General features: G+C 68.6%; 10 protein-coding genes. 9 read left to right on the plus strand and 1 reads right to left on the minus strand.

Features of this window, described 5'->3' with window-relative positions; translation table 11 throughout:
• Window positions 1–7 precede the first annotated feature (7 nt).
• From G539_RS25330 to G539_RS0117845, 9 genes are all read left to right on the plus strand, one after another.
• Window positions 8–1,393 (plus strand): FGGY-family carbohydrate kinase, encoded by a 1,386-nt coding sequence (locus tag G539_RS25330; protein ID WP_035831546.1) that lies wholly within the window; start codon window positions 8–10, stop codon window positions 1,391–1,393.
• An 82-nt stretch (window positions 1,394–1,475) separates the two neighbouring features.
• Window positions 1,476–1,790 carry an L-rhamnose mutarotase gene (rhaM, locus tag G539_RS0117810; protein WP_029076401.1) on the plus strand — a complete coding sequence of 105 codons (315 nt, stop codon included), beginning with the start codon at window positions 1,476–1,478 and terminating at the stop codon, window positions 1,788–1,790.
• A 44-nt stretch (window positions 1,791–1,834) separates the two neighbouring features.
• Complete coding sequence (locus G539_RS0117815) at window positions 1,835–3,202, plus strand: FGGY-family carbohydrate kinase (RefSeq protein WP_029076402.1); 1,368 nt, start codon at window positions 1,835–1,837, stop codon at window positions 3,200–3,202.
• A 212-nt stretch (window positions 3,203–3,414) separates the two neighbouring features.
• On the plus strand, window positions 3,415–4,779 hold the full coding sequence (locus G539_RS0117820; RefSeq protein ID WP_029076403.1) for a glutamine synthetase family protein: 1,365 nt from the start codon (window positions 3,415–3,417) through the stop codon (window positions 4,777–4,779).
• 27 nt (window positions 4,780–4,806) lie between these two features.
• Window positions 4,807–6,210 (plus strand): aldehyde dehydrogenase family protein, encoded by a 1,404-nt coding sequence (locus G539_RS0117825; RefSeq protein ID WP_029076404.1) that lies wholly within the window; start codon window positions 4,807–4,809, stop codon window positions 6,208–6,210.
• A 75-nt stretch (window positions 6,211–6,285) separates the two neighbouring features.
• Window positions 6,286–7,461 carry an iron-containing alcohol dehydrogenase gene (locus G539_RS0117830; RefSeq protein WP_029076405.1) on the plus strand — a complete coding sequence of 392 codons (1,176 nt, stop codon included), beginning with the start codon at window positions 6,286–6,288 and terminating at the stop codon, window positions 7,459–7,461.
• A gap of 83 nt (window positions 7,462–7,544) precedes the next feature.
• Window positions 7,545–8,483: a sugar kinase gene (locus tag G539_RS0117835; protein ID WP_029076406.1), complete on the plus strand. Its 939-nt coding sequence runs from the start codon at window positions 7,545–7,547 to the stop codon at window positions 8,481–8,483.
• Complete coding sequence (locus tag G539_RS25335) at window positions 8,480–9,730, plus strand: alpha/beta hydrolase (protein ID WP_051231599.1); 1,251 nt, start codon at window positions 8,480–8,482, stop codon at window positions 9,728–9,730. The genes G539_RS0117835 and G539_RS25335 overlap by 4 nt, the downstream gene beginning before the upstream one ends.
• Window positions 9,727–10,317 (plus strand): protein-S-isoprenylcysteine O-methyltransferase, encoded by a 591-nt coding sequence (locus G539_RS0117845; protein ID WP_029076407.1) that lies wholly within the window; start codon window positions 9,727–9,729, stop codon window positions 10,315–10,317. The genes G539_RS25335 and G539_RS0117845 overlap by 4 nt, the downstream gene beginning before the upstream one ends.
• Window positions 10,318–10,489: 172 nt before the next feature.
• Here the strand turns inward: G539_RS0117845 and G539_RS0117850 are convergent, their stop codons facing one another.
• Window positions 10,490–11,491 (minus strand): metal ABC transporter substrate-binding protein, encoded by a 1,002-nt coding sequence (locus G539_RS0117850; RefSeq protein WP_029076408.1) that lies wholly within the window; start codon window positions 11,489–11,491, stop codon window positions 10,490–10,492.
• Between the last annotated feature and the right edge of the window lie 7 nt (window positions 11,492–11,498).

Raw genomic sequence — 11,498 nt, forward strand, 5'->3', positions numbered from 1 at the left:
CAATCGCATGACCCAGCCTATCGCGACCCGCGCCATCGCCGTCCTCGACATCGGCAAGTCGAACGCCAAGCTCGCCCTGCTCGATCTCGAAACCCGCGCCGTGCTCGACATCAAGACGCGGAAGAACGCCGTCCTGCCCGGACCGCCCTACCCGCATTTCGACGTCGACGGCACCTTCGAATGGTTCCTCGACGGACTGGCGGACTTCGCCGGGAAGGCCGAGATCACGGTCATCGCCACGACGACGCATGGCGCGGCGATCGCCCTGCTCGGCCGCGACGGCCTGGTGCTGCCGGTAATGGATTATGAATTCGCGGGGCCCGACGAGGTCGCGGACGAGTATCGCAAGGCGCGCGGCGATTTCGCCGAGATCCTCTCGCCCGACCTGCCCGGCGGCCTCAATGCCGGGCGACAGCTCTACTGGATGGCGCGCCGCTTCCCGGCGGAGTTCGCCGGCGCCGAGGCCGTCGTGCCCTATCCGCAATACTGGGTCTGGCGGCTGACCGGCCGCCGCGTCGCCGAGGCGACCTCGTTCGGCGCCCATAGCGACCTCTGGAACGGCCGCGCCGGCACCTATTCGAGCCTCGTCGAGAAACAGGGCTGGACCAGGCTGTTTCCGCCGCGCGCGGCGCCCTGGGACACGGCCGGCCCGGTCCTGCCAGAGATCGCCGCCCGCACCGGCCTCTCGCCCGATTGCCGCGTCGTCGCCGGCATCCACGACTCGAACGCCAGCCTGCTGCCGCACATCCTGGCCCGGCCGCTGCCCTTCACCGTGATCTCGACCGGCACCTGGATGATCACCTTTGCCGCCGGCGGCAGTCTCGACCATCTCGACGCCGAGCGCGGCGGCCTCGCCTATGCCGACGCCTTCGCGCGGCCGGTGCCGTCTGCGATGTCGATGGCGGGGCGCGAGTTCGAGATCCTGACCGGGGGCCAGGCGGCCGCGCCGAGCGAGGCGGACGTTGCCTCGGTGATCGAACGGCGCGTCATGGCGCTGCCGGGCTTCGTCGCCGGCAACGGCCCGTTCGGCCACAGGAAGGGCAGCTGGAGCGTCGATCCCGCCACGCTCTCGCCCGAAGAGCGCACGGCGGCGGCGAGCCTCTATGTCGCGCTGGTGGCGGAAACCTGCCTCAGCCTGACCGGCTCGGAAGGGCCGGTGCTGGTCGAGGGCCCGTTCGCCCGCAACGCGCTGTTCCTGTCGGCGCTCGCCGCGCTGGTCGACCGGCCGGTGATCGGCCGTCCCGATGCGACCGGCACGACCGAGGGCGCCGCCCTCCTCGCCGACGGGCCGGACAAGGCGCATCCCGCCAGCCCCGACCCCGAGCCGTCCACGCCGCTCGGCGGCGATTTTGCCGCCTATGCCGCGATGTGGCGACAGGCGGCCACGTCCTGACGTTGCGGCCGCGACCGCGACGCCCCTTGTCGTCGCCCCCCGTTCCATGACCACTATGGACCCGCGTTCCAAGGAGGATCCGGTGCAGAAATACGCCTTCAAGATGCAGCTTCATCCGGGCCAGGAAGCCGAATACAAGCGCCGCCACGACGAGATCTGGCCGGAGCTCTCGGCGCTCCTGAAGGAGGCCGGCGTCTCCGACTATTCGATCCACCTCGACCGTGACACGGGAACCCTGTTCGCCGTGCTCTGGCGCACCGACGACCACCGCATGGACGATCTTCCCGCGCATCCCGTGATGCAGCGCTGGTGGGCGCACATGGCCGACATCATGGCCTCGCACCCGAACAACGAGCCGGTGGCGACGCCGCTCGAGACCGTCTTCCACATGCCGTGACCGGACCGATGCCCGAGACCCAGCCTGCCCCCGAAGGCCAGACCATGCCCCAAGCCACCGTCGTCCTCGACATCGGCAAGACCAACGCCAAGCTCGCGCTCGTCGACGCCGGGACGCGCGCGATCCTTGCGATCCGCACGACCAACAACGCAGTCCTCACCGAAGGGCTCTTCCCGCACTACGACGTCGCGCGGTTGTGGAAGTGGATCCTGGAGGGGCTGAAGGAGTTCGCGCCCCAGGCCGAGATCACCTGCATCGCGACGACGACGCACGGCGCCGCCGTGGCGCTGATCGACGGCCACGACCTGGTGATGCCGATCCTCGACTATGAGTACAAGGGACCGGATTCCGTCGCCGAGGCCTACCGCCCGCAGCGCGGCGCCTTCTGGGAGACGCTGTCGCCGGACCTGCCGGCCGGCCTCAACATCGGCCGCCAGCTCTACTGGCAGCAGGAGACCTATCCGTCCGCCTTCAGCCGCGCCACGACGATCCTGTTCTATCCGCAATACTGGGTCTGGCGGCTTTCTGGCGCGACGGTCAGCGAGCCGACCATGATCGGCTGCCACACCGATCTCTGGAACCCCGAGGCCGGAACCTTCTCGCGCCTCGCCGACGACCGCGGCTGGTCCGAGATGGTGCCGCCGCGCGTCCATCCCTGGGACACGGCCGGAACGATCCGTCCCGAGCTCGCAGAAAAGACGGGGCTGCCGGCCGATTGCCGCGTCGTCGCCGGCATCCATGATTCGAACGCCAGCCTGCTGCCGCACATCCTGCGCCGCCGGCCGCCCTTCTCGGTGATCTCGACCGGCACCTGGATGATCTTCTTCGCCGTCGGCGGCTCGATCGCCGATCTCGACCCGGCGCGCGACTGCCTCGCCAATGTCGACGCCTTCGGCCGCGCCGTGCCCTCGGCCCGCTTCATGGCGGGGCGCGAATTCGCGCTGCTGACCGAGGATTCGAAGGTGGAACCGAGCGAGGCCGAGCTCGCCCGCGTCCTCGACGAAAAGATCATGGCGCTGCCGTCCTTCGCGCCGGGCACCGGCCCCTACGCCTTCCAGGAGGGCCATTGGAGCCATGATCCGGCGACGCTGACGCCGGGCGAGAAGGTCGCCGCCGCCAGCCTCTATTGCGCGCTGGTCGCCGACACCTGCCTGCAGCTGACCGGCGCCGCCGGCCCGATCATCGTCGAGGGGCCGATCTCCCGCAACGCGCTGTTCCTGTCGGCGCTGACCAGCGTCGTCGGCCGGCCGGTCATCGCCCGCGCCGACGCGACGGGCACCACCGAGGGTGCCGCCCTGCTGGCGACCGGCCCCGAGGGCGCCGGCCCCGGCCAGCCCGATCCCGAGCCAGCGAAGCCGCTGACACGGGACGTCGCGGCCTATGTGGCGGCCTGGCGCGACGCGCTCGAATAGGCGCCAGCTGACGCAGCGGCGCGGCCGATTGACCGCCGTGCCGGCTGCTGGCACCTTCGCTGGATCCGCGCCGCGGGGGAGACGCCGCCACCCGGCGGACGACCGGCGCGATCGGGACCAGCGAGCATGTATCACTGCATGGCTGCCGGAATGCCCCGGGCGCACCTGCGCCCGCTGAGCTGCGATTTCCCTGCCGCGTGCGGGGGATGAGCATGACCGGCAAGCTGACGCTGGCCGCGCTCGAGGCAGAGATCGAGGCCGGCACCATCGACACGGTGATCGTCGCCTTCCCCGACATGCAGGGCCGCCTCGCGGGCAAGCGCTTCACCGGGCGCTTCTTCCTCGAAGGCGCGCTCCACGAAACCCATGCCTGCAACTATCTGCTCGCCGCCGACATCGACATGGAGCCGGTGCCCGGCTATCGGGCGGCGAGCTGGGAAAAGGGCTATGGCGACTTCGTCCTGAAGCCGGATCTCGCGACATTGCGACGGATCCCCTGGCTCGAGGGTACGGCGCTGGTGCTCGCCGATGTCTGCGACCATCACGGCGACGACCTTCCGCATGCGCCGCGCTCGATCCTGAAGGCCCAGCTGAAGCGGCTGGCGGCGCGGGACAGGACGGCCTTCTTCGCCTCCGAACTCGAATTCTACGTCTTCGACGAAACGCCCGAGAGCGCGCGGGCGAAGCACTGGCAGGGCCTCGCCACCACCGGCGAGACGATCCAGGACTACCAGATCCTGCAGACGACGCGGACCGAGCCGCTGATGCGGGCGATCCGCAACGGGCTTTCCGGCGCCGGCATCCCGGTCGAGAATTCGAAGGGCGAATGGGGCCCGGGCCAGGAAGAGATCAACGTGCGCTATGCCGAGGCGCTGGAGATGGCCGACTGGCACGTCATCCTGAAGAACGGCATCAAGGAGATCGCCCGCCTGCAGGGCCGCGCCGTCACCTTCATGGCCAAGTGGCGCTATGACCTCGCCGGATCCTCGGCGCACATCCATTCCTCGCTCCGCGACGGTTCCGGCAAGACGGCGCTGTTCGCCGATGCCGGCGACCCGCTCGGCATGTCGGCGACGATGAAATCCTGGCTCGCCGGCCATCTGGCGCATGCCGGCGAGATGACGTTGCTCCTCGCGCCCTACATCAATTCCTACAAGCGCTTCCAGGCCGGCACCTTCGCGCCGACCAAGGCGGTCTGGTCGGTCGACAACCGCACCACCGGCTTCCGCGTCGTCGGCGAGGGCAAGTCGATCCGCACCGAATGCCGGATCGGCGGCGCCGATCTGAACCCCTATCTCGCCTTCGCCGCCCTGATCGCGACCGGCCTGCACGGCATCGAGGAAAAGCTCGACCTGCCGCCCGCTTTCGCCGGCGACGCCTATGCCGCGGCGAGCCTGCCCGACATTCCGAAGACCCTGCGTGCAGCGATCGACGCGCTCGACAAGTCGGGCGTCCTGCGCGCCGCCCTCGGCGACGAGGTCGTCGAGCACTATCTTCATGCCGCGCGCTGGGAGCAGCTCGAACAGGACCGCCGCATCACCGACTGGGAGCTGCAACGCGGCTTCGAGCGTTCTTGAAGCGACGACGCCCGCAGGAATAAAGCCATGACCCCCCCCCTCCTCCGGATCATCACCCCCGTCGACGGCTCGGTCTATGCCGAGCGGCCGCTCGCGACCGACGCCGAGGTGCTCGCGACTCTGAAGCGGGCGAAGGCAGCGCAGCGCGACTGGCGCGAGACCGGCGTCGCCGACCGCGCCGCGATCGCCACCCGCTTCGTCGACGCCATGGTGGCGGAGAAGGACAAGGTGGCCGAGTTGCTCGCCTGGCAGATGGGCCGGCCGATCCGCTTCGGCCATGGCGAAATGCGCGGCTTCGAAGAGCGCGCCCGCTACATGATCGCGATCGCGGAAGAATCGCTCGCCGATATCGACGCTGGCCCAAAGGAAGGCTTCCGCCGCTATATCCGGCGCGAACCGCTCGGCGTCTGCCTGAACCTGCCGGCCTGGAACTTCCCCTACATGACGGCGCTCAACGCCGTGCTGCCGGCGCTCCTCGCCGGCAATGCGGTCGTCATGAAGCATTCGAGCCAGACGGCGCTGGTCGCCGAGCACTTCGCATCGGCCTTCGCGAAGGCGGCGCTGCCGAAGGACGTGTTCCAGTTTGTGAACATGTCGCACGAGACGACCGACCGGGCGATCCGCTCCGGCCTCGTCGACCAGGTCGGCTTCACCGGCTCGACATCTGGCGGCCGCAAGATCATGGCCTCGGTCGCCGGCGCGCCGAATTTTCCGGCGACGACACTCGAACTCGGCGGCAAGGATCCGGCCTATGTCCGGCCCGACGTCAACCTCGCCTTCGCGGTCGAGAACATCGTCGATGGCGGCTTCTTCAATTCCGGCCAGTCCTGCTGCGCGATGGAGCGCGTCTATGTACACGAGGCGGTCTATGACCGCTTCGTCGAGGGCGTCGTCGCGACGGTCAACGCCTACAAGCTCGGCAGCCCGACCGATCCGGCGACGACGCTCGGCCCGGTCGTCCGCACCGCCGCCGCCGACTTCATCCGCGACCAGGTCGACGAGGCGGTGCGCGCCGGCGCGAAGCCGCTGATCGATCCCAGGCATTTCCCCGAGGCGAAGGCCGGCACGCCCTATCTGGCGCCGCAGGTTCTGACCGATGTCGACCATTCGATGCGCTTCATGAAGGAAGAAACCTTCGGCCCCGCCATCGGGATCATGAAGGTCAGATCAGACGACGAGGCGATCCGGCTGATGAACGATTCCGAATTCGGCCTGACTGCCGCCATCTGGACGGAGGACCAGGAGGCGGCGGAGGCGATCGGCGACCGCATCGACACCGGCACCGTGTTCATGAACCGCTGCGACTATGTCGATCCGGCGCTCGCCTGGACCGGCGTCAAGGCGACCGGACGCGGCGCCAGCCTCTCTGTCGTCGGCTACGAGCAGCTGACGCGACCGAAGAGTTTTCATCTCCGCACCCGGACCGATTGACACCCCCGCCACCGATCCGACTGAACCGGCGTGCCGCAACGCCGCCCCTAGAAAGCAGTTGCCAAGGAACGATCCATGATCGACGGCTATGCCTCGCTGAATGCCAACTGGTCCTATCCGACCGCGATCCGCTTCGGCGCCGGCCGCATCGCCGAACTGCCGGCGGCGCTCGCCACCGCCGGCATCGCGCGGCCGCTCTTCGTCACCGATCCCGGCCTCGTGGCGCTGCCGATCGTGGCGCGCACGCTCGCCATTCTCGACGCGGCGAAAGTCCCGTACGCGGTGTTCTCGAAGGTCGACGGCAATCCGACGCTCGCCAATCTCGACGACGGGCTCGCCGCCTACCGCGCCGGCGGCCATGACGGTGTGATCGCCTTCGGCGGCGGCTCGGCCATGGATATCGGCAAGACCATCGCCTTCATGAGCGGCCAGACGCGCCCCGTCTTCGACTTCGAGGACCGGGCCGACTGGTGGACCCGGGCCGACGCCGCCGGCATCGCGCCTGTTGTCGCCGTGCCGACCACGGCCGGCACCGGTTCCGAGGTCGGCCGCGCCGGCGTCATCACCGACCCGTCCGACCACACCAAGAAGATCATCTTCCACCCGCTGATGCTGCCGAAGGTCGTGATCGCCGATCCCGAGCTGACGGTCGACCTGCCGGCGAAGATCACGGCCTGGACCGGCATGGACGCGCTGTCGCATTCGCTGGAGGCGTGGTGCAGCCCGTTCTTCCATCCGATGTCGGCCGGCATCGCGCTGGAAGGCATCCGCCTCGTCAAGGACTGGCTGCCCAAAGCATTCGCCGACGGCCACGACATCGCGGCACGCTCGCAGATGCTGATCGCCTCGTCGATGGGCGCGGTCGCCTTCCAGAAGGGGCTCGGCGCCATGCATGCGATGAGCCATCCGAGTTCCAGCCTGCGCGGCACGCATCACGGCCTCACCAATGCGGTCGTCATGCCCTATGTGCTCGCCTTCAACCGCCCGGCGATCGACGACAGGCTGGCGGCCTTGGCGCGCTATCTCGACCTGCCGGGACAGAGCGCCGACGCGGTGCTCGACTGGGTCCTGGCGCTCCGCCGCGAGCTCGGAATTCCGCACACGCTGAGGGAAATCGGCGTCGACGAATCGGTTCTGCCCGAGGCCGCCGCCATGGCCGAGCACGATCCCTCCAACGACGGCAATCCGAAGCGTCTCGACGCCACCGAATACGACCGCCTGTTTCGAAATGCGATCAACGGGTTGCTTTGAACGCGCGATCACCCGCCACGCGGTCTTGCACCACCGCGCCCGACCAGCCATGAAGGACGCCATTCGCGTCCGGAGAACCATTCATGCCCACGCCTGCCGCCACGAGCCCCGACATCGTCTGCATCGGCGAGCCGCTGTTCGAACTCAACCAGGCCAAGGGCGACGTGGTTTTCCGGCCGGGCCATGGCGGCGACACCTCGAACTGCGCCATCGCGGCGGCGCGCCAGGGCGCCTCGGTCGGCTATGTCACGGCGATCGGCACCGACAATTTCGGCCAGTCCTTCCTCGACCTCTGGAAGCAGGAAGGCGTCGACACCCGCGCGGTCAAGCATGACGGCACCGCGCCGACCGGCATCTATTTCGTCACGCACGGGCCGCAGGGCCACGTCTTCTCCTATCGCCGCGCCGGCTCCGCCGCGAGCCGCATGACGCCTGAGGAACTGCCGGCCGACTACATCCGCGGTGCCAAGGTCGTGCATACTTCCGGCATCAGCCAGGCGATCTCCTCGCAGGCGGCCGACTTCGTCTTCGCGGCGCTGCGCGCGGCGAGGGAGGCGGGCGTGCTGGTCTCCTACGACACCAATCTGCGTCTCCGCCTCTGGCCGATCGACCGCGCCCGCGCCGTCATCCACGCGGCGGCGGCGCTTTCCGACATCCTGAAGACGAGCTCGGACGACGCCGAGGCGCTGACCGGCGAGACCGATCCGAACAAGATCGCTGATTTCTATCTCGGCCTCGGCCCGAAGATCGTCATCGTCACCATGGGCGCCGAGGGCGCGCTGGTCGCGACACCGGAGAAGCGGCTGCTGATCCCGGCGATCTCCGTGAAGCCGGTCGACGCGACCGGCGCCGGCGACACGTTCGACGGCGCCTTCCTGACCGAATATCTCCGCTCGAACGATCCATTCTCCGCCGCCCGCTACGCCAATGCCGCGGCGGGCCTCGCCACGGAAGGCTATGGCGCCGTCGCGCCGATGCCGACCCGAAGCGCCGTCGAAGCGGCGCTCGCCGGGCGCCGATGACAGCAGGCGACCCGGACAGAACCGCTGGCGTCGCGGGCGCAGACACGGCCGCGCGGCCGCTGCGCCGCTGCGTGCTCTATCTCGGCGGCTATGATCCGGTGACGCCGGAAAAATTCTTCCGCCGCCAGGCGCGCGAGCTCGGTCATTTTCGCGACACCTGGAGCGTCGACGCGACCGTCTCGACTCCCGAACGCGCGCCGGATGGCGCCGTCTGGCGGACGGAAATCGCCGCCGAGGGCGACGACTGGGCGAGCCGAACCGATTTCCGCCTGCTCGCCTGGGACGACCTGGTGAAGGACGACTTCGCGCGGCCGCTCTGGCAGCGCGTGCCGCTTTCGCTCGGCGTTCTCGCGGATTTCGTCGTCTCGGGCACGGTGTTCCGCTATTTCTTCGCGGCCTGGCGCTTCGCGCTCTATTTTCTGTTTCCCTTCGTCCTGTCGCTCGTCTTCGTCATCGTCGCCGCCTTCGTCGCCAGCCTGGTGCTGCGCTTCGACCATTGGAGCGCGGCGATCCTCGCGCCGCTCGCAGGCCTCGCCGTCTATGCCGGCCTGATGCGCTGGCCGGGCGGACGCTGGTTCGTCAGCCACCTTCTCGACGCCCGCACCTTCATGGGCGAATACATGCGCGGCCTGCGCGCCGACATGACAGCGCGGGTCGATCGCTTCGCCGACGAGATCGTCGTGGCGACGCGATCGGGCGAATTCGACGAGATCGTCGTGATCGGCCACAGCCAGGGCAGCGTCTTCGCGCTCGAGGCGGTCGAACGGGCGCTGGCGCGCGATCCCGACCTCGCCCGACACGGCGCGCCGCTCTCGATCATCACCGTGGGCTCCTGCGTGCTGCAGCTCGGCCTGCATCCGGCGGCCAAGCAGCTGCGCGAGCGGATCGGCCGCGTCCAGGCTGCCGGCGGCATCGACTGGCTGGAATTCCAGGCGCTGACCGACGTGGTCAATTTCTACAAGACCGACCCGGCCAAGCTGATGCGGCTACCGAAGGCGCCGGGCCGGCCCTTCCCCGCCGTCCTCAACGTGCGCATCCGCGAGATGCTGGCGCCGGAGGACTACAGCCGCATCCGCAACAGCCTTTTCCGTGTGCATTATCAGTTCGTCATGGGCAATACGCGCCGCTACTTCTATGACTTCTTCTCGATATGCTGCGGTCCGGTGCGGCTTCGCGACCGCTTCCCGCCGCAGGAAGGCGCGCAGGCCAAAGGCGGCAGACCCCAGGGACTTGAGAGGACGACATGACGCAATTTGCCGCCACGATCTGCTGGGTTGCCGCGCTGGTGATCTGGTACATCATCCGCTACCCGCACCAGCGCCGCGCGCGGAAGCACAAGATCGTGGATTCGCGCGATCGCTCGAGCCAGCAAACGCTGGTGGCGATCTCGGTGGTCGGCGTCGGCCTGATCCCGGCGATCTGGGCGCTGACCGGCATGGGCTTCCCGAAGAGCGCCAACTTGCCCTTCTCGCCGGTCGCCGCCTGGCTCGGCGTCGTCGCGGCGATCGCCTATCTCTGGTTCTTCTATAGGAGCCACAAGGATCTCGGCCACAACTGGTCGGCGACGCTGGAGATCCGCGCCAAGCACACGCTGGTGACGAGCGGCGTCTACCACTATGTGCGCCACCCGATGTACGTCTCGTTCTGGCTGATGGCGATCGCGCAGGCGCTGCTGCTGCAGAACTGGTTCGTCGGCCTCGCCGGCCTGGTCGGCATCGGCATCCTCTACTTCTTCCGCGTGAAGAAGGAAGAGAAGCTGATGCTCGACACCTTCGGCGCCACCTATCGCGACTATTCCCGCAAGACGGCGCGGCTGATCCCGTTCGTGTATTGAGGACGCTTGGCGGACCGCGCTCTTCTCTTTTACACCTCCCCCTGAGGGGGAGGTCGGACCGCAGGTCCGGGGGAGGGTTTAGGGAACCCTCCGGTGAGGCCGTAACCCCTCACCCGCCGGCCTGTGGCCGTCGACCTCTCCCTCAGGGAGAGGTGAAAGAAGGTGCCCTGTCCTACTCCTTCATCGCGGCGAGCAGGTCCGCGCCGTTGTTCTCGAACATCCTGAGATAGGTCGGCGCCGGACCGTCCGGCGGCGACAGCGCGTCGGAATAGAGCGCGCCGCCGATCTTCGCGCCCGTTTCGCGGGCGATCTGGTTCAGAAGGCGCGGATCGGTGATGTTCTCGGCGAACAGCGCCGTGATGTTCTCCGCCTTGATCTGGCGGATGATCTTGGCGACATCGGCGGCCGAAGCCTCGCTCTCGGTGCTCACGCCCTCGGGCGCCACGAACTGGATGCCATAGGCCTTGGCGAAATAGCCGAAGGCGTCGTGGCTGGTGACGATCTTGCGCCGCGCCTCGGGCACCGCGGCGAACTCGGCCTTCAGCCGCGCGTCGACCGCCGCGAGCTCGGCCGAAAGCGTCTCGCCACGCGCCTTGTAGTCGGCGGCATGGGCGGGATCCGCCGCGCTCAGCCCGGCGACGATGTTGTTCACATAGACGATGCCGTTCTTCGGATCCTGCCAGGCATGCGGGTCGACATCGTGCGAATGGCCGGCATGCGCGCCGTGATCGTGGCCGTCATCGCCCTCGTCGCCATGGGCCTTCTCGGCGTGGTCGTGCCCCTCATGCGCGTCATGGCCCTCATGGGCGTCATGGCCCTCCTCGCCGCCCTTCCAGGCGAGCGGCTGGATACCCTTCGACGCCTCGACCCGCTCGCCCTTGAAGCCCGAGACGGTGACGAGACGGCCGATCCAGCCCTCCAGCCCCATGCCGTTCTCGACCAGCACGGCCGCCGCGCCCAACGCCTTGGCATCGGACGGGCTGGGTTCGAAGGTGTGCGCGTCGCCGTCGGGCCCGACCAGCGTGCGGACCTCGACGTGATCGCCGCCGACCTCCGAGACGATATCGCCGAGGATCGAGAAGCTGGCGACGACCTTGAGCTTTTCAGCCGCATCTGCGGGCAGCGCGACGGCAAAGGCAAGCGCCGCCGCGATGAGCCATGGGGATGACTTCATTGGGTCG

Origin of the sequence: Kaistia adipata DSM 17808 (assembly GCF_000423225.1) — a bacterium.
GTDB classification, from domain to species: domain Bacteria; phylum Pseudomonadota; class Alphaproteobacteria; order Rhizobiales; family Kaistiaceae; genus Kaistia; species Kaistia adipata.

What these genes read in the sequence shown, in the direction of transcription:
- G539_RS25335 (WP_051231599.1), top strand. Translation starts at nt 8,480, where the DNA reads ATGACAGCAGGCGACCCGGACAGAACCGCTGGCGTCGCGGGCGCAGAC.
- G539_RS0117835 (WP_029076406.1), top strand. Translation starts at nt 7,545, where the DNA reads ATGCCCACGCCTGCCGCCACGAGCCCCGACATCGTCTGCATCGGCGAG.
- G539_RS0117820 (WP_029076403.1), top strand. Translation starts at nt 3,415, where the DNA reads ATGACCGGCAAGCTGACGCTGGCCGCGCTCGAGGCAGAGATCGAGGCC.
- G539_RS0117825 (WP_029076404.1), top strand. Translation starts at nt 4,807, where the DNA reads ATGACCCCCCCCCTCCTCCGGATCATCACCCCCGTCGACGGCTCGGTC.
- G539_RS0117815 (WP_029076402.1), top strand. Translation starts at nt 1,835, where the DNA reads ATGCCCCAAGCCACCGTCGTCCTCGACATCGGCAAGACCAACGCCAAG.
- G539_RS0117845 (WP_029076407.1), top strand. Translation starts at nt 9,727, where the DNA reads ATGACGCAATTTGCCGCCACGATCTGCTGGGTTGCCGCGCTGGTGATC.
- G539_RS0117830 (WP_029076405.1), top strand. Translation starts at nt 6,286, where the DNA reads ATGATCGACGGCTATGCCTCGCTGAATGCCAACTGGTCCTATCCGACC.
- G539_RS0117850 (WP_029076408.1), bottom strand. Translation starts at nt 11,491, where the DNA reads ATGAAGTCATCCCCATGGCTCATCGCGGCGGCGCTTGCCTTTGCCGTC.
- G539_RS25330 (WP_035831546.1), top strand. Translation starts at nt 8, where the DNA reads ATGACCCAGCCTATCGCGACCCGCGCCATCGCCGTCCTCGACATCGGC.